The organism is Paenibacillus sp. FSL K6-0108 (genome assembly GCF_045040695.1).
In the GTDB taxonomy this organism is placed as follows: Bacteria; Bacillota; Bacilli; order Paenibacillales; family Paenibacillaceae; genus Paenibacillus; species Paenibacillus pabuli_B.
Genome location: NZ_CP150288.1, coordinates 2895249 through 2921865, shown reverse-complemented (window position 1 = coordinate 2921865; position 26617 = coordinate 2895249). Strand labels below are relative to the sequence as shown.

24 protein-coding genes are annotated in these 26617 nt (G+C 47.6%); 4 read left to right on the top strand and 20 right to left on the bottom strand.

Annotation, left to right across the window (positions count from 1 at the left end; translation table 11 throughout):
• Positions 1-162: 162 nt before the first annotated feature.
• The 12 genes from MHB49_RS13650 to MHB49_RS13595 form a co-directional block, all read right to left on the bottom strand.
• Positions 163-720 (bottom strand): glutathione peroxidase, encoded by a 558-nt coding sequence (locus tag MHB49_RS13650; RefSeq protein WP_405156470.1) that lies wholly within the window; start codon positions 718-720, stop codon positions 163-165.
• A gap of 260 nt (positions 721-980) precedes the next feature.
• Positions 981-1706 (bottom strand): lactate utilization protein C, encoded by a 726-nt coding sequence (locus tag MHB49_RS13645; protein ID WP_405156469.1) that lies wholly within the window; start codon positions 1704-1706, stop codon positions 981-983.
• A complete protein-coding gene (locus MHB49_RS13640; RefSeq protein WP_405156468.1) occupies positions 1696-3213 on the bottom strand; it encodes a LutB/LldF family L-lactate oxidation iron-sulfur protein in 1518 nt (505 codons plus the stop codon). The genes MHB49_RS13645 and MHB49_RS13640 overlap by 11 nt, the downstream gene beginning before the upstream one ends.
• Positions 3210-3938: a (Fe-S)-binding protein gene (locus MHB49_RS13635; RefSeq protein WP_063563333.1), complete on the bottom strand. Its 729-nt coding sequence runs from the start codon at positions 3936-3938 to the stop codon at positions 3210-3212. Before MHB49_RS13635 ends, MHB49_RS13640 begins: the two co-directional genes overlap by 4 nt.
• A gap of 72 nt (positions 3939-4010) precedes the next feature.
• Complete coding sequence (locus tag MHB49_RS13630) at positions 4011-4772, bottom strand: DeoR/GlpR family DNA-binding transcription regulator (RefSeq protein WP_405156467.1); 762 nt, start codon at positions 4770-4772, stop codon at positions 4011-4013.
• A 1-nt stretch (position 4773) separates the two neighbouring features.
• Positions 4774-6267: a rhamnulokinase family protein gene (locus MHB49_RS13625; RefSeq protein WP_405156466.1), complete on the bottom strand. Its 1494-nt coding sequence runs from the start codon at positions 6265-6267 to the stop codon at positions 4774-4776.
• A 252-nt stretch (positions 6268-6519) separates the two neighbouring features.
• Positions 6520-7035, bottom strand: a complete 516-nt coding sequence (locus MHB49_RS13620) for a DUF2500 domain-containing protein (protein WP_405156465.1) — start codon at positions 7033-7035, stop codon at positions 6520-6522.
• Positions 7036-7143: 108 nt separating this feature from the next.
• Positions 7144-8946 carry an oligoendopeptidase F gene (pepF, locus tag MHB49_RS13615; protein WP_405156464.1) on the bottom strand — a complete coding sequence of 601 codons (1803 nt, stop codon included), beginning with the start codon at positions 8944-8946 and terminating at the stop codon, positions 7144-7146.
• 402 nt (positions 8947-9348) lie between these two features.
• Positions 9349-9708, bottom strand: a complete 360-nt coding sequence (locus MHB49_RS13610) for a helix-turn-helix domain-containing protein (RefSeq protein WP_076289676.1) — start codon at positions 9706-9708, stop codon at positions 9349-9351.
• Positions 9709-9992: 284 nt separating this feature from the next.
• The gene (gene hxlB, locus MHB49_RS13605) at positions 9993-10556 is read right to left on the bottom strand and encodes a 6-phospho-3-hexuloisomerase (RefSeq protein ID WP_405156463.1); all 564 of its coding nucleotides are present in this window, start codon (positions 10554-10556) and stop codon (positions 9993-9995) included.
• Positions 10557-10560: 4 nt separating this feature from the next.
• Positions 10561-11193 carry a 3-hexulose-6-phosphate synthase gene (gene hxlA, locus MHB49_RS13600; protein WP_405157127.1) on the bottom strand — a complete coding sequence of 211 codons (633 nt, stop codon included), beginning with the start codon at positions 11191-11193 and terminating at the stop codon, positions 10561-10563.
• Between the two features lie 408 nt (positions 11194-11601).
• A complete protein-coding gene (locus MHB49_RS13595) occupies positions 11602-12684 on the bottom strand; it encodes a lactonase family protein (protein WP_405156462.1) in 1083 nt (360 codons plus the stop codon).
• A gap of 214 nt (positions 12685-12898) precedes the next feature.
• Here MHB49_RS13595 and MHB49_RS13590 point away from each other — a divergent pair, with 214 nt between their 5' ends.
• Positions 12899-13828 (top strand): AEC family transporter, encoded by a 930-nt coding sequence (locus MHB49_RS13590; RefSeq protein WP_405156461.1) that lies wholly within the window; start codon positions 12899-12901, stop codon positions 13826-13828.
• Here the strand turns inward: MHB49_RS13590 and MHB49_RS13585 are convergent.
• From MHB49_RS13585 to MHB49_RS13565, 5 genes are all read right to left on the bottom strand, one after another.
• A complete protein-coding gene (locus tag MHB49_RS13585; RefSeq protein ID WP_405156460.1) occupies positions 13806-14399 on the bottom strand; it encodes a DUF2062 domain-containing protein in 594 nt (197 codons plus the stop codon). The two genes, MHB49_RS13590 and MHB49_RS13585, sit on opposite strands and share 23 nt — an antisense overlap.
• A 58-nt stretch (positions 14400-14457) precedes the next feature.
• The gene (locus MHB49_RS13580) at positions 14458-14916 is read right to left on the bottom strand and encodes an OsmC family protein (RefSeq protein ID WP_405156459.1); all 459 of its coding nucleotides are present in this window, start codon (positions 14914-14916) and stop codon (positions 14458-14460) included.
• Between the two features lie 19 nt (positions 14917-14935).
• Entirely contained in the window at positions 14936-15703 is a 768-nt protein-coding gene (locus MHB49_RS13575; RefSeq protein WP_405157126.1) for a DeoR/GlpR family DNA-binding transcription regulator, read from the bottom strand.
• Between the two features lie 165 nt (positions 15704-15868).
• Positions 15869-16999 carry an NADH-dependent flavin oxidoreductase gene (locus MHB49_RS13570; protein WP_405156458.1) on the bottom strand — a complete coding sequence of 377 codons (1131 nt, stop codon included), beginning with the start codon at positions 16997-16999 and terminating at the stop codon, positions 15869-15871.
• A 194-nt stretch (positions 17000-17193) separates the two neighbouring features.
• Entirely contained in the window at positions 17194-17871 is a 678-nt protein-coding gene (locus tag MHB49_RS13565) for an SOS response-associated peptidase (protein ID WP_247902363.1), read from the bottom strand.
• Positions 17872-18097: 226 nt separating this feature from the next.
• Here MHB49_RS13565 and MHB49_RS13560 point away from each other — a divergent pair, with 226 nt between their 5' ends.
• Entirely contained in the window at positions 18098-18619 is a 522-nt protein-coding gene (locus MHB49_RS13560) for a hypothetical protein (RefSeq protein ID WP_405156457.1), read from the top strand.
• Positions 18620-18661: 42 nt separating this feature from the next.
• Positions 18662-19336 carry a hypothetical protein gene (locus MHB49_RS13555; RefSeq protein WP_405156456.1) on the top strand — a complete coding sequence of 225 codons (675 nt, stop codon included), beginning with the start codon at positions 18662-18664 and terminating at the stop codon, positions 19334-19336.
• 105 nt (positions 19337-19441) lie between these two features.
• On the opposite strand, the gene MHB49_RS13550 is transcribed toward MHB49_RS13555, so the two are convergent.
• Positions 19442-20284, bottom strand: a complete 843-nt coding sequence (locus tag MHB49_RS13550; protein ID WP_405156455.1) for an AraC family transcriptional regulator — start codon at positions 20282-20284, stop codon at positions 19442-19444.
• Between the two features lie 197 nt (positions 20285-20481).
• Here MHB49_RS13550 and MHB49_RS13545 point away from each other — a divergent pair, with 197 nt between their 5' ends.
• Positions 20482-22476, top strand: a complete 1995-nt coding sequence (locus MHB49_RS13545) for a beta-galactosidase (protein ID WP_405156454.1) — start codon at positions 20482-20484, stop codon at positions 22474-22476.
• Positions 22477-22590: 114 nt separating this feature from the next.
• Here MHB49_RS13545 and MHB49_RS13540 read toward each other — a convergent pair whose 3' ends face one another.
• Positions 22591-25140, bottom strand: coding sequence for a glycosyl hydrolase 2 galactose-binding domain-containing protein (locus MHB49_RS13540; RefSeq protein WP_405156453.1), 2550 nt, complete (start codon positions 25138-25140; stop codon positions 22591-22593).
• Between the two features lie 256 nt (positions 25141-25396).
• Positions 25397-26422, bottom strand: coding sequence for a LacI family DNA-binding transcriptional regulator (locus MHB49_RS13535; protein WP_405156452.1), 1026 nt, complete (start codon positions 26420-26422; stop codon positions 25397-25399).
• Positions 26423-26617 lie beyond the last annotated feature (195 nt).

The window sequence follows — 26617 nt, the reverse complement described above, 5'->3', positions numbered from 1 at the left end:
ACAGTCTCAAAGTCGTAGGACCAATGGGTAGCCATGTGAAATGACATGAGTAAATTTCCCCTATGGTCCCTTCAAATAGTGCTATTTTGCTCTGAACGAATTTTTGAAGATAAACAGTTCACTCAAACTTTAAAGACGATACAGATTTCACTCAAACTTAAACTAGGCCTGTCTCAGTAGTAAATCCCGAATCGCAGACTCCATCTCTATCGGTGCAACTGTAGTCTCATAACGACCACTTACTTTCCCGGTTCGATCAATTAGAAATTTGGTGAAATTCCATTTGATCCCGTCTCCCTGGTATAAGTCAGGATGTTTCTCCTTGACAAATTGATCCATCCACCGGCCTTCTTCCGATTCCATATCATAACCCTCAAATGGAGCAGTCTCGACCAGAAAGCGAAACAAAGGGTGTAAGGATTGCCCAGTAACCTCGATCTTCTCAAACATCGGAAAGGAGATATGAAAATGATTCCTGCAATACTGAGCTATTTCATCATTGCTGCCCGGCTCTTTGTGATTAAACTGATCACAGGGAAACGCCAGAATCTCCAGCCCTTGATCACGATGCTGTTCATACAGGTGCTGAAGCTCCGTGAACTGTCGAGAGTAACTGCACTTGCTGGCTGTATTCACAATAAGCAGCACTTTCCCCTCAAAAACAGATAAATCGCCCACATGTCCATCCATGAATGGAACCTGATAAGAAAATATACTCATTCATAACGCCTCCTTGGTTGGTTCTCACATGAACCCTCTCTTGAAATGGATTATACGCCAATTCTCTCGATAGGTTAAATATATGATAATTATAATATTTATAGTTTTTATCTATAAAAATAACATCTGCTGTAATATGATGATATGGCTCATTATCCTTCTCATAATGGACATGCCAGACATAGAAAAAAAACTGCCCTTCGCAGACAAAAGGCTGCTTTTGGACAGTCATCCATGATGTTGTACATTACGAAATGTAATTACCCCATAATAAGACCATATACAATACCCGGCCCGTGTACCCCAATCGTCAGATCATTTTCAATATCGGAAGAACGACTGGGACCAGAAATAAAATGAATGCCTGCCGGAAGGTTCTCTCTTCCCGCTTCATCAAAGCGATCAAGTGTTTCACCAAGTCTGGTGTAGAGTCGTTCAATCGGAATAATAATGATGAGTACGGTGGGCAATAGACTCACAGAGCGCCCTTTTTCCGGCGATGAAAGCACCGTGACGGAACCCGTATATGCTGTAGCATAATCCGCCATAACTACACCGATATCTGCTTCGGCTGCCCGTGCCTTCCAGTTCTCCTCTGCCTGACTGTTCCATACGGAAACCTGCACATCAGAGAGCTGCTCTTCCAATCCAAGGTCCGCTAGCGCCTGTTCGTTCTGACGTATGATATATTTCGCACTCAACTCATGAGATTTAGTAGCAATAAAGTCTGAAGCTTCGCCAATGTCTTTTACCCGCGCAATATGAGCACCTACACTCACAAAATTATCGGTAAATGCCTGTATGCGCTTATCGATGTCCCACTCCAAATCCGTCCAGAACGCGGGTGCACCCCGAAAAGGTTGAGTCGGAGCATGTGTCTGCCGTGGTCTTCTCAATTTGGATGCGATGTCATTCATGAACTGCTCCTGTTTCGCACGGGACTTCGTCTCCAATTGCTCCAGCCATTCCTGCTGTTCAGTGTTCATGTTGACCACCGCCCCCCTCGCGCTCACGCAGAATCTGTTCCATTCGGTCCCGAACGGAAGAATCCATCACTTTCTTCTCCTGATTCAGCTCCTGATCCAGCTTGTTCCACTGCTGCCGGAAGGAACGCTTCGCGAGGCTTGGCGCAACCCGATAGCTGTTCCAGCCCTTGAGGGGCCCAAGTTTAAGTGAAATTCCGTTATTCCGCACAACCGCTTTCTGACCAATCTGTCCGAGACGTATAGCCGCTCCGAATCGTTTGGAATTGGATACAACCGCTGCAAAACCTTTCATGCCAGCGCTCTCAAGCTTGTTGCCATGGCCCTCTTCCACCTTGCGTCTGCGTAAATATACAAGCATATCATGCAGCGGAATTTTGACCGGACAGGCTTCATAACAGGCTCCGCACAGACTGGAAGCACCCGCGATGTCGTTCCATTCATCAATGTTGCCATTCAGGGCTGGTGTAAGTACCGCTCCGATCGGTCCGCTGTACGTTCCACCGTAGGCATGCCCGCCAATATGACGATATACCGGACAAGCGTTCAGACAGGCCCCGCAGCGAATACAGTTCAACAGCTCCTGAAATTCGGGATCGCCCAACTGAAGGGAACGACCATTATCCACAATAATAATGTGCATTTCATCCGGCCCGTCCCCATCTTCTGTTCGACGAGGGCCGGTGATGCCTGACATATACATCGTCAATTTTTGACCTGTCGCGGAGCGTGGAAGAAGAGTCGCCATCACCTCCAGATCCGTCCAGGATGGAATGATGCGCTCCATGCCCATTAAAGTAATCTGTGTTTTGGGCACGGTGGATACCATGCGGGCATTGCCTTCGTTCTCAAACAGGACCATGGAACCCGTCTCCGCAATGGCAAAATTGCAGCCAGTCATGCCAATATCGGCTTCAAGAAATTTCTCCCGCAGCTTTTTGCGTACAAATCCGGCAAGTACGGTGGTGTCCGGTTCCAGAATTTCTCCCGCTTCCTTGGATAACAGGTCCGCAATCTGGTAACGGTTTTTGTGAATAGCCGGAATGACAATATGAGACGGGGCTTCACCCGCCAATTGAATGATGTATTCACCCAGATCGGTCTCTATCGCTTCGATACCTGCAGATTCCAATACATGGTTGAGATGTACTTCCTCGGACACCATCGACTTGGATTTCACCACGGTGGAAGCCTGCTTGTGAGCCGCAATATCCAGTGCAATCGCCGCTGCCTCTACCGAAGTATCTGCAAAATGAATATGAACCCCATTGGCACGTGCATTATTGACGAATTCATTCAGGTAATAATCCAGATGTGCGATCGTATGCAGACGAATCTGACGTCCACGTTCACGCCATTCTTCCCAGTTGCCATGTTCTTCGGATGCGGACTTCTTGCCATTACGCAATCGCTCTGTCGTAAACTTGACGGCTTTCCGCAGGAAATCATCATTTAAAGCCAGTTCTGCGCGTTCTTTGACGGTAACATCCATTACACCGGGTTGACTCATCCTGTTTGCACCCCCTCATACAGCAGTTCGGCCAAATGCATCACACGTACTGGTTCATTCCGATACCGCAGATTACCTGCGATATTCATCAGACAGGCCATATCCAGTCCTACCAATACTTCGGCTTCCGTCTCTTTAATGTGATCTACCTTTTCTGTGACCATGGCACCAGATATATCCGGCATTTTGATCGCAAAGGTACCACCAAAGCCGCAGCAGTCCTCTCCATAAGGAAGAGGGACAAATTCCAAACCTTTTACTGCCGAAAGTAATGCCATAGGCTCATCCTTTACGCCTAACAAACGGCTGCCATGACAGGATGGATGATATGTAACCTTATGCGGAAAATGTGCACCCAAATCCGTGATGCCAAGCACCTGAACGAGAAACTGCGTGAATTCGTAGGCTTTGGCTTCCAAACGTTTAGCCTTCTCCAGCCATACAGGTTCATCGACAAACAGCTCGGGATAATGATGAATCATGTACGTACAGGAGCCCGAGGGACAGACGACAAAATCACTGTCATCAAAGGCTTCCAGAATCGTTTTGGCAGCTACCCGTGTCTCATCCCAATACCCGCTGTTGTAGGAGGGCTGACCGCAGCAGGTCTGGACGGGCGGGAAATCCAACCGAACGCCATGAGCGGCGAGCAATCTCACCATCGCCTCCCCCACACGGGGATATATGGCATCGCTGAGGCAGGTAATGAATAAGGAGACTTTCATGATTACACGCTCCTATATCTGAGGTATTGTTAACGCATATAAGTCGCAATAAGTAACAACTATCGTATTGTTTCAAACTCTTGTGATTTTGATATCATAGCTGTTCAGACGTTCTATCAAATCATCATCAAGCGGCTGATTCGTAATTACCTCATGAACCGCATTTAACCCGGTTACCCTGGCAAATGCACGAACCCCAAACTTGCTTCGATCTGCAAGCAAAATGACCTGGTCGGATATGCCGACCATTTTTTGCTTCAACCGGGCCTGAAGCTCATTGGATTCACTGATTCCGCCGCCTTCCAGATGCACACCTTTACAAGAGAGGAACAATTTATCGACATGATATGTCTCCAGAGAACGTTCGGCGAGCGGTCCAACAAAAGACAGCGACCGTTGGGCCAATTGGCCTCCAGTCGAGATGACTTCAATCTTGTCCCTGCTGCTCAGTTCCGTGGCTACCTGTATGGAATTGGTCAATACAGTCAACGGCATATCCGGCATATTGGCCGCCATGTACCCTGCTGTCGTGCTGGCATCCAGTAGAATTCGTTCACCCGGACGAATCATGGATAGAGCCGACTGGGCAATTCTTTTCTTTTCCTCCGCATGAGTTGTTTCCCTTACCCGGTAGGGGATCTCTGGCTGCTCTTCCTTCACGCTGACCGCGCCGCCATGGGAACGACGCAGTCGCCCTGCTTGCTCCAGCCGGTCCAGATCACGCCGAATGGTCTCTTCTGTTACCCGACAGTGCTCACTAAGCTCGGATACACGCATGCTGCCTTTAACATTAACCATCTCTACAATCCGGTCATATCGCTCTGCTGCCAGCATGTTACACCTCGCTCCCGGCTTGTGATTCCGATGATACGATTAATCTTAGAAATCTGCCGTATGCTTCTTCCCAAATCGTTTTGTCTTTTGGCTCATAATCGGTAACTGGAAATGAATCACGAATGACCTTGCGGGCTTCCCATATATCTTTAAAAGCTCCACTTGCCATCCACTGTACAGCCATGTTCCCGATCGCACTGCCTTCTGCTGGCCCCGCCCATACCGGTTTGCCAATGGAATTGGCAGTCCACTGACACAACAGGCGATTCTGAATGCCACCACCAACCATATGCAATCCATTAAAAGACTGTCTGGACAATTGTTCCGTCCATTCCAGCACCCTCCGATACTTCAGTGCGAGGCTTTCCAGAATGGAGCGGGCAATAGCCCCCTGATCTTGCGGCTCAGCCTGCCCCGTATTACGGCAATATTGTTGTATACGAGAGGTCATATCCCCTGCTGGCATAAACCGATCATCATCAGGATCAAACAGACTCACAAATGGAGAAGCAAGTTCCGCTCTGCTCAGTAACTCCGCATAGCTGATTCCCTGTCCCTTCCGCTCCCATTCACGCATGCATTCCTGTAAAATCCACAGGCCCATGATGTTCTTGAGCAATCGGAACGTGCCACCTGCCCCGCCCTCATTTGTAAAGTTGAGCGCCAGACTCTCGGAACTGATAGCGGGGTGATCTATCTCCGTGCCCATAAGCGACCAGGTTCCACAGCTCAGGTAAGCAAATGAACGATCTGTCGCGGGAACAGCTACAACCGCTGAACCTGTATCATGCTCCGCAACCGCAATAACCGGAATGGCTGATAATCCAAGATCACTGCAAATGCTGCTGCGCAGCTGTCCCACTCGAGTACCTGGCATGACAGCTTCGCCAAACAGGGTCTCCGAAATTCCGATATGTGCAAGCAGTTCACCGTCCCAATGCCCTGTGGTTGGATTATACAGCTGTGTTGTGGTGGCGTTGGTAAACTCATTCACCGCTTCACCGGTGAGAAAGTAACGAAGCAGATCGGGGATCATGAGGAAACGATCCGCTTCGTTAAGCAATGGAGAGCCATTCCGCTTAAGCGTTGCTAATTGGTACAATGTGTTAAAGCTAAGAAACTGGATGCCTGTGCGTTCGAAAATTCGCTTAGAAGTCAATTCCCGGCGCACCTGATCCATCATGCCGTTAAACTGAACATCACGGTAATGATACGGATTGCCCAGCAATTCACCATGACTTCCCAGCAGTCCAAAATCAACGCCCCAGGAATCAATCCCCAAACTTTCAGGCTGCTCTCCCTTTTGTTTAACAAGGTTCAGCCCTTCCAGCAATTCATGATGCAGCCTCAATATGTCCCAGTGCAGCCGCTCTCCTGCTTTTACCGGCTCATTCTTGAATCGGTGGACCTCCATCGTTTCCATTCCCCGATCATTTAGATGACCCAGCAGCGCTCTCCCGCTTCCAGCACCCAAATCATACGCCAGCACACTCACCGCTCTTCACCAGCCCTTCATCCCATACTATATTTCGCCCTTAAACATTTCTTGATTTTATTTATGGCTGCTCTGTACTTTATTCTTTACTTTATTCTGTACTTTTTTGTTTGTTTACTTTTGTTTTATACTGTTTTGCTTTATTTTACGAGTATATCATCATTGTAAGCGTTTGAATACCCTGTAATTCGTTTCTTTTGTCCATATCAAAAACGACTCTCTCCACTCGGGAGGAGCCGCTGTTCTGTTATTTTACGTATAAAAGCTGTTATTGCTAACACCGGACTGCGGCTGTACATCTCTTTCAAAATGCTTAAACCTTGTCCCCTGATACGTCAGCATACCTCGGTCATTTTCCACAAACATGCCATAATTCCTACCGCCAACATTTAATTCCACACGGTCTCCATTATCAAATTCAAACGTGGCATAATACCACGTAGACGCACTGCTGTCCCCGCTCCCGCCTGTGACTTCTGTTCGCTTTGCCACAATAGTTGAATGCAACGTTAACAGCGCTGATGCATTGTTAGAAGACCATGTGCGTATCCCTGAAATAATGGCATAAACAATGACACCAGCAATGATGAGAAAAACGCCACCGATAAAAATGGATCCAAACGCACTCATTGCACCAAACTCATTGAAACCAGCAAAAAAACCACTCTGATTACCCTCAAATCCCGGAACATCATTCATGTCATCAAAAATACCAAAGCCATCCATACTTAACCAGCCCAGTGATGAAGATATGCTCAATGACGTCATTCATCATCGTTCCCTTCTCTCTGCAAATTAAGATGCACCGCCCCCTGCCAAGGAGACGGTGCACGCAGACAACCCTACAAACCTTGTCCGTATACTATATGAACCTGATTACGAATACAGACGTTCAAGTTCATCGACCAGGCTGCCAACATAGGCTACAGCAGCACGAATTGGCTCAGGTCCAGACATGTCCACGCCTGCAAGTTTCATGAGTTCTTGCGGATCAAGACTTCCTCCCGCTTTCAAAGCATCAAGCCAGCGATCAACGGCAGGCTGCCCTTCTTCCCGTATCAGCTGTGCAGCAGCGGTAGATGCCGTCAGACCTGCTGCATAGGTATATGGATACAATCCCATATAATAATGAGGCTGTCTCATCCAGGTCAGTTTCGCCCCTTCGTCGATCACCAGGTCAGGCCCCCAGAACTCGGAGAGGATATTGCCTTTCAGCTGACTTAACGTCTTCGCTGTGATCGGTTCATCCTTGGTTGCGAGTGCGTACACCTGACGCTGCAGTTCACCCTCAAGCAGATGTGTAACAAAGTTATGGTAGTACGTATTGAGCAATTGCAAAATGACCCAACGACGCATTCTCGGATTATCAGAACGTTTCAACAAATGATCTGCCAGCAGCATTTCGTTCATTGTTGAAGGCGCCTCTATGAAATAAAGGGACGGGCGTGTATTCGTAAGGCGTTGGTAATGCCCGGCAAGCATGAAATGTCCGGCATGTCCCACTTCATGGGCAAGTGTAAATGCTCCGCGCATATTGTTTGCCCATGAGATCAGGATATAGGAATGAGAGCCATATATGGACGAACAAAAAGCTCCAGTCGATTTGCCCGCATTATCAGCGTAATCCACCCAGCGCTCACTAAATGCACGTTCCACAATGTCGCCATATTCCGGTCCCAGCACGGCAAGAGCTTCACGAATGAGCGTGCAGGCTTCCTCATATGTAATGGCAGGACTGAATTCAGGGTCCAGTGGTGCTTTCAGATCACAGAACATCAGCTTGTCCAGACCCAGCTCACGTTTCTTGAGAGCTGCCAATCTGCGCATGTGAGGTGCGAGTTCCTGCTGGATGATATCCAGAACATTGTTGTACATCTCTTTGCTTACCTGCTGCGGGCTGAGCAGCATATCCGTAACATCATCATATCCACGCAACCTGGACATCACGACCTGTTTCTTTACTTCAGTGGCGTAACCTTCAGCGAACGTATTTTTGTAATCGTTCAGCTTGGAGCTGAACGCGGCATAAGCAGAGCGGCGCAGCTTTGTATCCGAAGACATTTCATAATTGTTCTCATAGAATGACCAGGACAGCGGACGATTATTGTCATCGCCGTCAAGTGCATCGTCAAACGTCATGTCTGCCAGTTTGCCACGCAGATAGATCCGGTATGGCGAGTCCAGCACTTCCCCAAGGGAAGCGAGTACCTTCTCCGTTTCGGGGGAGAGACGATGTGCTTTTTCCTGAATCAGACGATCCAGACTGCGGGCATACGGTTGCAAATCGGGAAGTTCTTCAATATAACGTTGAATCGTTCCGTCCGGAAGATCAACGATCTCTGAATTTACAAAAGATAAGGACGATGACAAATTCGATAGAATGTCTCCCGCCTTGGCTGAATTCTCAATATTCACGGGATTGGTGCTGTCCTCCGACTGTTTCAGTCGGGCATATGAAGCTGTTTTTCCAATCCGTTCCTGAAGTGCTTCACGGGCATCCAGACAGGCCAGCAGCTGCTCAGCGCTTTCGCCCAGATGTCCTTTGAATGTTTCAATATGGGCAGCAGCTTCAGGCAATGATCTAAGCTCCTGCTCCCACTCTTCGTCCGTCCCAAACAAATCTCGCAGATCCCAAGTGGTCTCCTGGCTTACTTCCTCGCGTGTACGTATTTTTTCCATCGTTATGTGTCATCCTCCTCGCATTTCCAATATCTCTCATCGTATCATATTCAGAGCATTTATACCTGACATATCCTGAAATGAGACTTTTGGTTCAAGGGATTCACAACCAAGTTGAAAAATTTAGTTTGCTCGCGTCACTCCTCCGGCAGAATAACCTTCCGATCGCTGTTATCCCCAGATTTTTTGATCCCTTTTCTAAAGGGGAAATCTGGGGATAAGCATATGCTTCCGATGCAGCTTTCTTTCAGAAAGCTTTTAGGCGAACGCTTCGCTTCTTCAGGCTATTTCTGCCTTCTACGTTTCAAGAAAACTATTGTTAAACTGTTAGTGAATTAGGGGAAAGAAAAACCGCCGTATAATGGCAGTATCCATTACCCGGCGGTTCGTTTTAACTTAAATTTATTCTGATTTCCAAATTACGTTTTCACCATAGTTTTTACCCCAGTTATACATCGCATGCAGCACGGGCATCAGACTCTGTCCGTGATCCGTCAACGTATATTCCACACGAGGAGGTACTTCTGCATACACCTTGCGCTCAATTAGCTTGTCTTCCTCCAGTTCACGCAGCTGGTTGGTCAGCATCTTTTGGGTAATATGAGGAATCAATCGCTTCAATTCACTGAAACGTTTGGTGCCTTCCAGACCCAGATGCCATAAAATAATCAGTTTCCATTTGCCGCCAATAACAGCAAGAGTCAGTTCTTTCTCACAATTGATCTCTTTCAGGTTGATCCGTTCTTTGACTTCGGCTGCCATGGCTCCGAGCCCCCTTTTCTTCCATTCAATCTTCTATCGCCAAAATGCATTTCGCATATCACAAGAATACTCCGCAACAGGAGAACTTGCCGCTCCCTTGTATCATATAACGGGTTCATTGGTTCGATACAGCTTGTATACATTCTACTACAGTACAACCCTGATGTTAAGCAGACCCGAATCAAACCACAGACAACGATAGCAGAAAAGACCGGAACCCCCACTTTTTTAAGGGAATTCCGGTCTTGTATCTATTCTATTTCATGAAGTCTATGACAAATGGACTACTCCAGGTTGGCGTGACGTCCAAACATGTCTGCTCCGGTCATACTCTTCATGTCCATCATGGTGAGCACCAGTGCATCCATGCTCAACAGCAGCGCCTGTTCAAACAAGGAGCCCATCGGCTGAATGGTCACGGACGCTCCGGCGGTCGCCGTATCCTCTTTGGCGGAGGCCTGAAGACGAACCACGGTATTTGACAGCTGTCCGATGGTGGACTCTGGTTTAATAGTGATTAGACCCACAGGAGCACCTGCTTTACTCGCCTTCTGGGCCATCGCTGTCAGACTACCTGTCTCTCCTGAGCCGGAGCATAACAAGAGAAAGTCCTTCGGACTGATTCCCGGCGTAACCGTCTCTCCCACTACATATACCCGAAGCCCCATCTGCATCAATCTCATGGCAAAAGCCTTGCCCATCAGACCGGACCGGCCTGCGCCTGCCACAAAAACCTGTTCAGCAGCCAGAATATGTTCCGCCATGGCCTGCATCTCCGAGTCGTCGATCTGGCTTAGCGTACGTTCCAGCTCCTGCAAGATGTCAGCTGCATATTGTCGGCTGCTCATCCCATTACCCTTGTTGAACCAGACGCTGCATTTCGGCTGCAACTGCCGCTTTGTCTGCTTGTCCAGTGATACCGCCACCCACGATGACCAGATCCGGTTGTGCTTTGATCACTTCTGGCAATGTTTCCAGCTTGATGCCACCAGCTACAGCTGTTTTTGCATGTTTTACAGCTTGTTTGATCGTTTGCAGATCTTCAAACGGGCTTTGTCCTTCAGCTTGCAGGTCATAACCTGTGTGTACACAGATGTAATCTACGCCAAGCGAATCAACTTCACGAGCACGCTGTTCAAGGTTAGGCACGTTGATCATGTCCACAAGAACTTGTTTGTTTTGTTTCTTCGCTTCTGCTACTGCACCTTTGATCGTACTATCATTGGTTGCCCCGAGCACAGTGATCAGATCCGCACCAGCTTCAGCTGCTTTCATGATTTCATAACCACCAGCGTCCATAATTTTAAGGTCTGCAAGAACTTGCAGATTAGGGAATGCTTCTTTCATCGCTTTTACCGCGTGCAAACCTTCATTAATAACGATTGGCGTACCAATCTCAACGATATCAATATATTGTTCAACCTCTTTAACAAGTGCGATACCTTCAGGGATGTTTACCAAGTCGAGTGCCAATTGCAATTTCATCATTTATTTCTCCTTTGTTGTTCAAATATGAGTCGTTCCTGTACAAAAATAATCAGATATTTAGCCTGTACCATTTCTTCTGTTCAGATGCATGCAGTGTTTGTTATGGCTGCTCATTCATTGTAGACCCTGACTATCTGTTCAGGAAGTACGCACTTTGAAGTCAGGTAGTTACCTGCACGATACTATTGATCATTTTACATTGTTATATGAATCGACATCTTTAAATAGAGTTATTATTCAAACCCCACATGAGGTATGGCAGGTAAATTCCTATGTTTTTCTCATCAAAAAAAGACTCCGCCACAAAGAAGGGCAGAGTCTTTCCAAAGTTCCAGGTCAAAAAGATCATTCATATTGCTCCGGAACCTTATTCAAACTTCTCGGTTTTTCATTCCAATCTAGAATTTACAGATAAACTGGTTTCACACATACCGGCTTGGATACACCTGTGCTGTGACCTGTGTATTTCAGACGTCCGCTCTCCTGGTCCACTGTAAAGGAAACGATATTGTTGGTATCGCGGTTAGCTGCAATCAGCAGTTTGCCATTCGGAGTCAATGCAAAGTGGCGTGGGTGTTCACCCTCAGCAGATACATGCTCAACCAGTGTCAAATGTCCTGTTTCAGCGTCTACTGCAAATACCACGATGCTATCATGCCCACGGTTTGAACCGTATACGAAACGTCCATCGTTGGATACAGCGATCTCAGCTGTTGTGTTTTCACTGCCATCATAGCCGTCAGGCAGTGTGGACACGGTGGAAACCTCTGTCAATGTGCCCGCTGCTGCATCATAACGGAAAGTCGTAATGGAAGAATCCACTTCGTTAATGACATAAGCGAATTGACCATTCGGATGGAATGCCAGGTGACGAGGTCCTGCACCTGGATGTGTTTTGGTTTCACTATGCAGTACAAGTTCATTCTTGTCTGCATTAATGGAGTAGATTGCGATTTTATCCGCACCCAGATCCTGTACCATCATGTATTTGCCATCCGGGCTGAAGAACGCGGAATGCACATGCGGCTTGTCCTGACGCTCAGGATGCGCACCTTTGCCTTCATGTTTCTTCTCATCCAGAAGCACGCCAACTTCACCGTTATCCGTCAGGGCTTGCAGACCCACCAGACCACCGTGGTAGCTGGAAAGGATCAAGTAGCGTCCGGAAGGATCACGTTGGATATGACATGGCGGAGCCGAAATGGAGTCATGACGATTCAGCAAAGACAATTTTCCTGTAGAAGGATCAATGCTCAGAGCTACAGCTTCAGACATTTTATTGCCTTCAGCAGACACTGTTTCACCGATCGCATACAGTTTGTTACCTTCAGCATCCACATTTACAAACGTTGGGTTTTTCACGCCCGAGATGCCATCAAGCTTGGAGAGGTTACCTGTATCCTCATTCAATTCATATGCGTAAATGCCCTCATTTTCCGCTTCGGCATAAGAGCCGACCAATACGAGCAAGCGTTTTGTTTCACTCATTACAGTTTCCTCCTCTATGTGTATGTAATCTGGTTGCACCTCTTCTATAATAAATCTGCCATATCAAAATAGCAATCCACCGCCCCTGCGCAACCACGAAAGAAGCGGCATCCACACCACCCACTGCGTAAGGCCATACCAGAATCCATTCCCGGCAAAGGTCAACTTCTGCTATGATAAAATAGGTTTTTCATCCAGAAAGGACTGAATTCAGTTGTTTAATTCATTTCTGCTCACGTTATATCATGTTTTTCTGCCCATATCCCTTCCGGTGATTGGAGGCATTTTGTTAAAACGGTTCAAACATTGGGATACCCGGCCACTTTCGACTTTCTCCCTTTATATTTTAAGCCCTGCGCTGATCTTTGATACACTGCTGCATGCCGAGATTACTTGGACAGACGTAACGGGTACGTTCTGGTTTTCTATAATAAATTTAATTGCCCTATGGGCACTGGCTGAACTGTTAAGCCGTATTTTCCATCTTGGCGCAAGCGAAAAAGCGGGTCTCACCCTTGTCTCCACGTTTACGAACTGCGTGAATTATGGGCTCCCGCTTGTATTACTCGCCTTTGGACAGCTTGGATTGGATAAGGCCTCGGTATATGTCATCGGACAGATGATCATCGTCAATACGATAGGAATCTTTTTCGCAGCCAGATCCCAGTTCACCATCAAAAATGCAATTCTGTCCGTCTTCCGTATGCCTTCCATCTATGCTGCTGCAATAGCTATCATTCTGCGTGCATCCAATCTGAGCTTGCCCGTGGCACTCGATGGAGGCATCTCCATGCTCGCAGCCGGTTACTCCCCTGTCGTGCTGGCCATTCTCGGTGCACAGATGCTAAGACCGCGTGGTTCAGTGGAACCTTGGAAAACCAACGTCCGCAAAGCATTCTGGACTGGACTTGTAGTGCGCCTTGCCGCAGCGCCAATACTCTCGTATCTGATTCTGACCGCACTTCAAATTGAAGGAACGTTATTCAGTGTGCTGCTCATCCTGGCGTCCATGCCGACTGCAGTGAACGCAGTCATTTTGGCCGAGCAATTCAATGCATCTCCGCAGTTTGTGTCCCGCTGTATTCTGTGGACAACCGCTGCATCGATGGTTATACTGCCGATTATGATTGTGATGTCTTCCTGATCAGCACGGAAGCTGCAGTTGGAGACGACATCGCTGCCTGCTTGCGTTTCTCCAACCGGCGTTCAAAGCGGCGTTTGAGTGCTCTGACATAGAAGAACTTGACGACAAAGTAAGATATCACACCTAAGATGACTCCAAAGACGGACATGCCTGCCAGAATATCCAGACCACCCAGCAAAAGTTCACTTAGCGCGGACCAGTTGCCCCGGAACAGCTCCATAAAGGCACTCTCATGAACAAGCCCCTGCCCCATACTATGCGCCGGCAATATCCAGGAACCAATTTGCTTGGCAAGCGGCATCAAGATGATGGGCAGGAAGGTTAGCTTGCCGACCACGTTGCCCACAATAGCCGCTGGCAGCGAGCCACCGGACAAACGTACAATGGGATAGAACACGAGATATACCAGTGATGCTGTGGAAATGACGATCAGTTCCAGACCAAAACCCAAAGCAAATCCGGTAGATACTTTATGTGCCCCGCCGGGAGCTCGTAACAATTTGAGAAAATTAAGTTTCAAAGCACGTGTTAAACGCGCAAAACGTGAGTTTTTGCTTTTCTGTAGGTTCATACCGAACTTCCCCTTATCTTACACAAATGACGGCTCAAGCCGCCTATTCTTCAGTATATCACACCGCGTTAACGCCTGCTGTTATAATCACCGGCTGTGTCTCGATAGCGACGTTACCTGCTACCGCTCTGGAGATCATGCAGGACTCTTCTGCTTTATGTGCCAGGCGCTCTGCCTTTGTCACATCAGCATCAGATGCACCCACTTTGAGCACAATCCGAGGTCTGTGTATGATCCGTTCGTACGTAAATATGTTATTGGTAACATCCACCGTCGCTTCGGACTCCAGTGTCAACTCATCCGGTGTAATATCCGATCGCTCCAGCATTGCTGCCAGCGTAATCAAATAACAGGTAGACGCTGCACCCAGCAGCATTTCATCCGGATTGGTACCGGTGCCCGGGCCACCCATCTCCTGTGGTATCGAAATAACTGTTTTTAACCCGCCTGCATCAATATGCCCTTCACTGTTACGTCCACCATTCCAAGTAGCTTTCAGATGAAAAGGATGTTTCATTATATTCATTCCTTTCGAATTAGACACGGACACATGTTATGGATTGTTCACTCAGTGCGCTAACCTGCTCTTCCTCTAAGCCCAGATCAGTTATTACTTTTGCCACACTGCTGAGTTCCGCCACTCTTGTAAAAGCCTGCACGCCAAACTTGCTCGAATCCGCCAGCAAAATAACTTCATCGGCGATGCTGATCATCTTCTGCTTCACCAGCGCCTGCAATTCATTCGACTCACTGATGCCCTTGGTCAGATGTACACCTTTGCAAGATAAGAAAACTTTATCCACATGATAAGCATCAAGCGACCGTTCAGCTAACGGCCCTACAAAAGACAAGGATTTCGAAGCAAGCTGCCCACCTGTCGCGATTACACGGATCTGTTCCTTATTACTCAGCTCCGCTGCGACTTTAATGGAGTTGGTCAACACGGTGAGTGGTATGTTTGGCAGTCCTGCCGCCATAAACCACGCCGTTGTACTGGCATCCAACGCGATCCGGTCACCAGGCTCAACCATTTTCAGCGCTTCGTCCGCTATTCTGCGTTTCTCTTCCGCATGAGTTACAGCCCGCTCTGGATAAGGGATTTCCGACTGCCCCTCTTCTTTATATTTTACGCTGACAGCCCCGCCATGGGAACGTCTGAGCCTTCCCGCCTGCTCCAGCTTGTCCAGATCACGACGAATCGTCTCTTCCGTCACTCCGCAGCGCTCACTAAGCTCTGTTACGCGCATGCTCCCCTGCGCATCCACCCATTCCACAATTTTCTCATAACGTTCAGCCACGAGCATCTTCATTCACTCCAAACCGTTGATTATCCAAGATGAATCCTGTTCATCCCATCATACCACAGTGCCCCCGGAAGGAGAATTTCATTGATGCGCAAAGGGATTAGGGTATCAATGGTGCAAAAAAGAGGGAGCATACGCTCCCTCCATTTCGAATGAAATTGTGTCTTATTTATCGTCAGCCATAGGGAACCAGCCCGGAGTATGAATAATTGCATTCCACAGACCGTCGGGGATAACCAGACGTTCCTGATCCGATTTGGTGAGAATCGTCTCGATATCTTCCTCACGTCCGCTTTCGATTTTCTCAACCCAGTCAGGTTCGATAATCAGCTCACGGCCAATCGCAAGCAGTGGCACACCCGTTTGAAGAGCTTCGACTGCCTCGTCTGCGGTATGGATTGCACCTACGCCAATGACAGGCACTTTACCACCAACACGGTCAAGGATAAATTCAATTCTGGAGCGCGTATCTGCCTCTCCTCGTCTTGGTTTGGACCAGAACTCGTTGAGGGATACATGCAGGTAATCCAGATTTTTATCTTTCAGCGCATCCACCAGTGCATACGTCTCTTCCATGGTCAATCCCGGTGTTTCCGGCTCTTCTGGTGAGAAACGGTATCCAATGATAAAAGGCAGTTTCGTATGTGCAGCTACAGCCTTCTGGACTTCATCCACCACAGCCAGCGGGAATGTGAGGCGTTTCTCGATACTTCCACCCCAACGATCTTCACGTCGGTTGGAATGCGGAGAGAAGAACTGCTGAATCAGATAACCGTTCGCACCATGAATCTCAACACCGTCGAAGCCAGCTTCAATGGCGCGGCGGGTTGCTTCCCCAAAGTCTTTAATAATGGACGTAATCTCGTCATCAGACAACTCCCTTGGTACAGGAGATCCCGGACGCTCACTGGCAACAGCACTTGGAGCAGCGACTTGGCCTGCGGGTACCGCTTGTTCTGGCGTGAGACGACCTGCATGGAAAATTTGCAGTACGGCTTTGGAACCCTGCTGTTTAATGGTATCGGCCAGACGTTTCAGACCAGGAATAAAGCTGTCGTCGTAACTACCAAATTGCGCCGGAAAACCAATTCCATTCGGAGTGACATGAGTTACCGCTGTAACAGACATACCAGCGCCGCCGGTACGACGTGCATAATAAGCAAGTTCAGCGTCTGAAACAGTACCATCTGGATTCGATGACATATGAGTCATAGGAGCGAGCACGATCCGGTTTTTCAGCGTAATGCCGCTTGGCAGTGAAACTTGTTCAAACATGGGGCTATACTTTGGATTCATTCGTGGTTCCCTCCTGATTAAATATCTCTTTTAATAGATATATGAATATATGCGTTCACTTACTGTAATGATTATAGTTACGTTTCACTCACATTGCAACTTTTCATTTTATTTCAATACCATTTATTTCATTGCTCAGCCCAAAAAGACGGAGTGTCCCACGACTCTCCGCCTCATAAAACTGCTTGGTCAGCCTAGAAACTGCGTACGTATGCCAGCTTTTGGTCCATCTCTTCCACACATTCATAGCAGTCATGCTCATCATTGGCTACCATCGGGGTGACCGGATACAGATTCATCTCTGTACGGTTGTATGATTTCAACAACGGCAGCAGCTGGGTCACGCGTGTATTCGCCGGATCCAGCCAGGTATTGATCTCTTCTTCAGAAAGAATCGCCGGCATTTTGCTGCCAAACTCCCGTGTAACCATATTCGCTCCTGCCATCAGCATCGTGCAGGTACGCAGTGGCTGTTTCCGTGTATCTTTCCAAACCTCGTATAATCCCGCAATGCCAAACAATCCGCGATCCGGCATAACGACACGCACCGCATAGCTTTTCTTACCTTCCTGACGCCAGTAATACAATCCATTGCATGGGATCACACAACGCTTCGTCTCTACCAGCTTGTAGTAGGCTGGATTCTCATGCACCGTCATGAGGTTGGCATTAACTGCATCGCGTCCCCAGAACGGAATGAATCCCCATCGGAACTCGTCCAAAACCCGCTCTCCGTCCTGATGCAAAATAATCGGTGTGTGCTGGGTTGGACTGATATTGTAACGGTTTTTGTAATAATACATCACCCGTTCAATCTTAAAATGATCCCTGACCTCATCCAAATCGGCTGCCAATGAAAAACGGTTACACATGCTCAGGCACTTCCTTTTCTGCGTGAATTTGAATGTATTGTTTGTTATTGCAGGGAAATTATGCATGCACATGTGGACAGTATTCGATTTTTCCAGACGAAAATAAGGTCTAATCCAGCAAAATCCTTTGTTTTCACAACGAAAACAAAGACTTAAGACTCATTTCAACAGCTCTATTCCTTGTTACTATAAGAGAGAAAAAATACATTTTTTGGAGGTTTTAAGTATGAAAAGGAAATTTTTGATGAGCATCATGTTGTTTTCAGCCATCGCGATGTTCGGCAGTACCATCTATGCGGCAACTTTTCTAACCTACGGCTACCCAAGCTCCACCATTCCGATTCGTACTTACAACTACACCTCTGCGTGGCAAACTCCCATGGATGCCTCCCTCAGCAACTGGAACAATGCCGGTGCCAAAGTACAGTTTACCAAAACAAGCAGTTCCCCCAACACCATTACGGCCGGAAACTTCAATAACACCGCCTATGGTGTCAACTACGCCTCTGTATCTGGCAGTCAGGTCGTAAGCTTCCGCATTGAACTGAACGCAACCACCATTACGGCTGACGCAACCAACTTGTCCAACTTTATTCAAAGCGTATTCGTTCATGAGCTCGGACACTCCGTTTGGCTTGGGGACAACCCCTCCACCACCAGCCCTTCCATCATGCTCTACTCCCGTAACCGGAACACCATGACAAAGCCTCAAACCTTCGATATCAATAACGTCAGATCCAAATACTAATCCGCTATTTTCAAACCCCAAATCAAAGGAGGATTCCTACCCATGAAAAAAATTCGAGTATTCACGATGCTTGCCTCTTCCATTTTCATTTTGTCTGCCTTTGGCTGCTCCTCAGCAACGACATATACGGCCGCCACCAAGGGTGAACCCATTACGATGATTGCTTCCGAGGACTTTCCAAGTTACTCAAGCATTGGCGATCTCTCCGAGAGAGCAGACACCATCGTTAGAGGCAGTGTCATCCAAACACGTGTTGAAGCATTAAATGATATGGTACAAGCTCCTGCTGTAAATGAAAGTGCTCTGGATGAGCAATTGAACCCGGGCGGTGAGGATATCGTTCCTTTTGATAAAATTTATACGATTTATACCATTAAGGTTGCTGAATCCTTCAAGGGAACTTACGCTGACGGCGACACCCTTGAAGTGAAACAGCTTGGCGGACAGCTGGGCAATACCGAGATTATTAACGATGACAATATCAAATTTACACCCACCAAAGATTATGTACTCTTCCTGGAAACGTATGAAAACACCCCCGCCAGCCTGCTGAATTCAGTGCAAAGCCTGTATGTAATCAAGCCCGCAGCCAAATCAACTCAACCCGGTGAGCAGCAGTTGAAGTCCGAGGTTATTGTGAGCGCAAATCCTGAGAATGATCTTACACTAAGCATTGATGAGCTGCAGGAAATCCAAAGCCAAGATCAGAACAACTAAACTGGTTGGACATGCACTAATCCTCTCCTACTGTTCAGTCATATAGCAAAAACGTGCCGCTCAGTAGAAACTGGCAGCACGTTTTTTTTGATTATTAATCATAGACTATGTCCCACCACTTCCCGAACTGTACAAACATCTGAATTGCTGTGGGGTCATCCCGGTATAGGTGCGAAACATGCGAATAAAATAACTGCTGTGTGTGAATCCACACTGAGAAGCAATTTGTTTCACGGACAGTTCCGAATCAACAAGCATACTCTTCGACACCAGAATGCGGCAATCAAGCAAATACCTGCCTGGCGGGACGCCCATGATGCTCTTAAACATGCGATTAAAATAATACACGCTATATCCCGCTGTATCTGCCATCTCAGCAAGACTTAGCGGCTGCGTGCAGTGACGACGAATATAATCGGCCGTAGCGCGAATGGTGTCCTGATGATTCAGTAAGGAAGTGCCTTCAATTGACTCCGAATTCCGTGCCAGTTCGGCAAGCAGTTCATACAGAACAGCCGAAAACTTCGGTTCATGCATACTCTCATAACCTGCACCGAGCTGGCACAATTGTTCATGCAGCGCCTCCAATCGATCCTCTCCGGAAAATGAAAAGAGCCACACTTTATCCGGATTCCACAATCCCAACAGCCGCTCCAAATCATGGGCTTGCAAATGAATCCACCTGATATCCCAAGGATCGGATGCATCAGCATGATACTGTTGTGCCTGTCCCGGCACATATAGAAAGCCTTGTCCAGCCGTTAAGCGAACGTTCCCCTTGTCTGTTCTCACTTCACCCTGCCCTTTAAAAACCAAATGCAGATTGTACTCCCGTATTCCGTCCGGACGATGTTCCCTGTGCTCCGGATCGACGTATCTTCCGTAGGCCACCGGATAACATGCGTACCCTGCATGGCCGGGTTCCGGCATAAACCAATGGTTCCGCATGTACTCACCCTCTCCTAATAAAATAGCAAGATCATGATACCTTATCGCAACATGTTATTATATTCCCTTGTCTTTATCCATTATAAAATGAAACAGACTCGATGTTGTTTCACAAGAAAATGATAGAGGAACAATGAAGCACGGGATGACCGTGTATGAAAAGCATTTATTTTTCAGACCAGAGGAGAGTAGCTTTTATGAACCAAAACCGACCTGTACAAATGGGCGTTGATTATTATCCCGAACACTGGGACCCTAATTTGTGGGAGCAGGATGCCCGTTTAATGGCTGATAGTGGTGTACGCATTGTTCGTGTTGGAGAATTTGCGTGGAGTCGAATGGAGCCCACCGATGGACAATTCGACTGGACATGGCTTGACCAGGCGCTGGATACCCTTCATCGTAATGGGCTTCAGGTGATGATCGGCACACCAACGATGACGCCGCCGCGCTGGCTCACTGAAAAGTGTCCCGATATTCTACCTGTGCTGCCGAATGGACAGCTGTACCATGAAGGCGTCCGCGGTCATCGCTGTTATAATAGTCTCAGCATGCGAACATACAGTGCACGAATCGTAGAAAAGCTAACTGAGCGTTATGCAGGACATCCGGCCGTCATTGGCTGGCAGACCGATAATGAATTCAGTTTCACGGATTGTCAGTGTGCTGCATGTTCAGAGGCTTTTCGCGAGTGGGTACGTGCCAGATACAACACACTGGAGCAGCTTAACCAAGCTTGGGGGACCGTGGTCTGGAGCGGAGAATATAGTGATTGGGAACAGGTCACACCGCCATATGGCGGCTCCCCGTTTCAGAATCCTTCGTTCCTCTTGGACTATTCCCGTTTTCAGTCGGATTCCATCGTCGCTTTTCAAACGATCCAAATCGACATCATTCGGCATAACTGTCCTGATCATTTTGTCACCCATAACTTTCACAGCTATCCGCAAAAGGCAGATCAATATCAAATCGGTCAGGAGCTGGACTTCGCTTCCTTCGATTACTATCCAAATCCTTCACCTAACAAAACGGACACCGCACCTTACAGTGGCGCTTTGTCGTTAGATCTGACACGTGGCATCAAACGCCGCAACTTCTGGATCATGGAGCAGCTGAGTGGACCTCCGGGATGCTGGTTTCCAATGTGGCGTACACCCCAGCCCGGCTTCTTGCGCGCTTACTCGTGGCAGACTATTGCCCGTGGAGCGGATGCTGTCGTGCATTTCCGCTGGCGTAGTGCCACAATTGGAGCAGAACAGTTCTGGCATGGGCTGATCGATCACAGCAATGTTCCAGGCCGACGGTTCAAGGAGTTTCAACAACTATGTACCGAAGTGAACCGTCTGGGTGAACGCCTGCAAGGCTCTACGCTGCAGAACGAAGTTGCCATCCTGCATTCACATGATCAACTAAACGCCCTACGAATTCAGCCACAGGCAGACGGTCTGGATTACTACGAAAATATAAAAGTATGGCATCGTGCCTTGACCAAATGGGGCCTGGGTACGGATGTTATCCATTCCTCGCAATCGCTAAATGGCTACAAAATCATCATCGCTCCGCACTTGTATTTGCTTGATGAGAGCACAGCAGAACGTTTGCAGGCTTTTGCAGCGGAGGGTGGCATATTGATCTTAACGCATCGCTCCGGTGTCAAAAACGATAATAACGTCTGTGTCATGGCTCCACTTCCAGGTTTGTTATCCGCTTGTTCGGGCGTGCGGGTAACCGAATATGATCCCGTCGGTAGTGACCCGATTCAGATTCGGAATGAGCAGGGCAATACGTATGCAGCCTCACAATGGGCCGATGTGCTCGAACTGGACACGGCACAGCCGATCGCGGTTTATGTGGATCAATTTTATGCCGAAAGTGCGGCTGTCACTCAAAATAACTGGGGTAAAGGTAAAGTCTATTATGTAGGGACACAGCCGGAGGAAGCTTATCTGAGCCAGTTATTGCGAACCATCGCTGAACAATGTAACTTGTCCGGGATTCAATCCCTGCCAGACGGTGTCCAGGTGACAACCCGCTCAGGACCGAATGGAACGTTTCGTTTTATTCTGAATTTAAGTCCTGCATCTGTGTCCATTCCGTTGCAAGCCTCCTACACCAGTGCATTGGATGGAACTGAGAAAGGACCTCAATTAGAACTGGGACCGTATGATGTCGAGATCTTGGAGATTCAATAACAAGAAACATTTACTTCTTGATGACGAAATGATCCATGAAAAAGCCCGGTGTGCACATAAAGTGCACCCGGGCTTTAAAGATTGGCAATACCAACGTAAACCAGTCTTACTTGATTACAATTTGATAAAGTCAGCCATGGAACCAACCTTAATGGCCTCCACCTTGGATACAGCGCCGGCAGATCCTTGTAATTCTGCACGGGATGTAAACTTGACCTTCACCGGAATGCCAGGAATGAGGTCGAAGAAATTGTCCGAGAATACCCCTTCTGCCTCAGTAGAAATCCACACTTGTTTTGCAAGCACATTACTTTCCAGCACCAGATGTACGCCATCGTTCTCAGTAATTTCGGTTACCTTAATTTGCGCTGGTTGCAGTGCAATGTCCTTGGATGGTGCAAAGTAATGCTCCTGAACAATGTCGGCTGCCCCATCCTGCTTCAGATCAATCCGCAGCAATGTTGATGCAGCATCGCGACCTTCCAGCCATTCAGCCTGACTTAACGACAGTACCTGTTGACCAGCGTTGGATCCCAAAGCAACTTCATGCTCTTCTTCACGATGTACCGTGCCGTCAAAGCCAATGAGACGTACCTGGAGTTTGCCTTTCACTGGTTCAAGCTGATCCGAGATTAGATAAATATCCGTCACGTCATCCTTTGTACCATCTACTGATACCAATACATCGCTGAAGCTGCGTTTCGCGTAATATTGCAATGCTTTCCAGCGTCCAAAGTAATCCATCCCTGCCCAAGAAGCCACCGGCCAGCAATCGTTCATTTGCCAGTAGAGCGTTCCCATACAATACGGTTTACGGCGGCGGTGAGCTTCAATAGCTGTTTTCATCGCTTCAGCCTGAAGCACTTGGCTCATATACAGGAAGGATGGAAAATCCTTCGGTTCATGCATGTACATATCCATGTATTGCTTGATCAGACGATTGCCTGCCCCGTTCTTCTGATGCGCCAGCATCACCTCAGACTCCAATGCCAAATCCTCTTCCTCCGCATACTTGCGAACCGAATCATACTCAGGGAAGGATTGGAACCCATACTCACTCATGAACCGGCCAACATGAACATTGTAATTCTCAAATGGCTCCACATTGTGCCACACACCCCAATAGTGGATGTCCCCTTCTGACGTGGATGGGTTCGCATGCTGTTTCTCATCTCCAGACAGGGATACAAGCGGGGAAGAAGGCCAGTAATCCACACCAGGAGCATAGGTTTCCACCACTTCAGGCAAAAGATCATGGAAAATGGCTTCGTAATCCGCCCAGATGCGTTCTCTTTGCTCCGCGTTGTAATCTTTTTTCCAGCCCCAGCCGCCATCCTCAATGTAGTGCGCCCATGCTGAATCAATCTCGTTATTTCCACACCACAGCACGATGCTTGGATGATTACGCAGACGTTTCACATTATCAATCGCCTCATGCTTCACACTGTTCAGGAAAGCCTCGTCTCCGGGATACATACTGCAAGCAAACATAAAATCCTGCCATACCAGCAAACCATATTCGTCACACAGCTCGTAGAACACATCTTCTTCATAGAAGCCGCCACCCCACACACGAAGCATATTCATGTTCGACTCGGCAGCAGATACAATCTCATGCAGATAGCGCTCACGTGTCACTTCTGTGATGAAGCTGTCATTAGGAATGTGATTCGCACCTTTGGCAAAGACAGCAACTCCGTTTAACTCAAAATAAAAGGATGCTCCCGCTTCATCTTTGTCACGAACCAGACGAATGGAACGAATGCCCGTTCTGACCGTGGACTCAGCCACAGCCTGTTCACCCTGAATCACTTCCGTATGGAAAGAATACATATGCGGGTCACCTAACCCGCGACTCCACCACAACTTCGGCTCAGCAATCGAGATTGGAACCTCTACTGTCTGGACCCCCGGCTTCAGGGTTACAGCTTGCTCCCAGTTCTGCCCTTCTGTCCCGACCCGAATAATCGTTTCTATGGACTGTGCAGACTCCACTTCCACGACCGCAGTGAGGGATGCGGAAGCAGCGGTTACTTCATTTTGCTGAATGAATACATCATTAATTCGTATGTCCGTCCAGCCTTCAAGGCGCACTTCACGCCAGATGCCGCTGGTCACAAAACGTGGACCCCAATCCCAACCGTAGTGATACGGAGCTTTCCGCGCAAAAATACTCACTCTTTTGTCGCCCAATCCTCCCACATCAGACTGATCATTCGATGCAGGCAATGCATATCCGAGCTTCTCCAGCTTCGGCAGATCTTCATTTATCGGAGACCGAAAACGTATTCGAAGGATGTTGCCACTTGCCTTTACAACCGACTTTACATTTGCTGTCCATACCCGGAACATATTGTCCGCTGATAACACATGCTGTTCGTTTACGTACACATCTGCATAGGTATCCAGACCATCAAAGACCAGTTCCAGATGCTGCTGTGACAGCAATGCCTCATTCACATCAAATTCGGTGCGATATTCCCAGTCTTTTTTGTCAATCCATTGAACTTCCTTTTCGTTGGTTCCATAAAAAGGGTCCGGAATTTTACCCAGTTTCAGCAAATCCGTATGCACGCAGCCGGGTACGTGAGCCGGCATCCATTCCTGATCCTCACAAGCCTTGAACGTCCAATTCTGAAAAGTCTGCGATTGTATTTTGCTCATGACAGCCTCCGTTATCATTGAAGTAGTTTTCAAATCACTTTGTTAGGTTTTGTTATCATAAAAACAAATAACTTACAAAACAAAATTACCACGTTATGCTCAATTCAGTCAATCTGTTTTGTGGATTATTTCTTAAAGTCCTTTTTCACTAAACAAAAAAAGACATGAAGCCCCATCTCCCCATGTCTTTTCACCACATCTTTTGATGTGATTCAGTTGTTTTCTTCTCGAAATTTCGGATTAACGTTCGTTCACTTCATTGTAAGATAGCATTGTATTCATCACGGATGATTAATTCCGAATAGATCAGCTTTCTTTCAAAAGGCCCGTCCGGATGTTCCATGCGCCACAATAACTGGTCCACTGCCCGTATCCCCAGATTTTCCTTGTTAATATGAACTGTAGCGAGAATAGGTTCTTCTGAACGCGTATTATCAAACCCGGTTACTGCACATTGTTCCGGTACTGCAATGCCTCTGCTTTGAAGTGCACCAATCGCAACGACAGCCATGTGATCATTGGCACATACCATCACTTCGGGGATGTCTTCCATCTTCATGGCGATAATAGATTCCCGAATGTGGTTCAGATCGGGTCCCAACAAATCTGCTTGCTGCGAGGACTGCAGCTGCATCTCTTCCAGTACCGAACTATAGCCGAGCCATCGCTCTCTGAAACTGGCTGCATCAGGAAGTTCTCCGGCAAACTGTAGCCGCCTGTAGCCCTTTCCAACGAGCATCAGCACCAGTTCCTTCATGCATTTCATGTTATCTGTAAATACCGTGTCTCCATGAATTGCCGGGTCTTCATGATCAACCATCACAAGTGGAATGTGCAGTCGATAAATCTCAAGCAATACGGATGTGGAGATGGAACCAACGGTAATAATACCGCTAATGGCTTCAGGATTAAGCACCGAAAACATGCGATCCGAGGAAGGTTCCGTCAAGGTCAGGATATCCATGCCCTTTTCATTCAACCGTGCAGATATTCCGTCAAATATGGGCCCCCAGTACAGAGAAGAACGATTCTGCGAACGAATATTGGGAAACAAGATGAGAATAGTCCCCTGTCTGTCCATCTTTATCTCCTGTTCTGCAGGGCTTTCCACCAAATAACGTTTCGGTTCAGCTTTGAAATATCCGAGCTGACCTGCCGTCCTGACAATCATCTCCCGGGTATGCTCGCTAACACCGGGTTTGCCTGTCAACGCACGAGAAACTGCGAATTTGGATACGCCCGCAGCATCGGCAATTTGCTGCATGGTTACTCTTTTGCCCATCCTTCTCACCCGTTTTTCCTTTATTTTTCATTTAGTGTAGCATAAAAAAAGAGTTCCCACCAAACATGTTATGAAAAAATCCATTTTGTTAGGTTAGTATCCACGTCATTCAACACATCATCTGGATAACATAACAAAAAAGGTTCATCCACCACCTTCACGATGAAGATGATGGAAGAACCCTTCCTTTAGTTC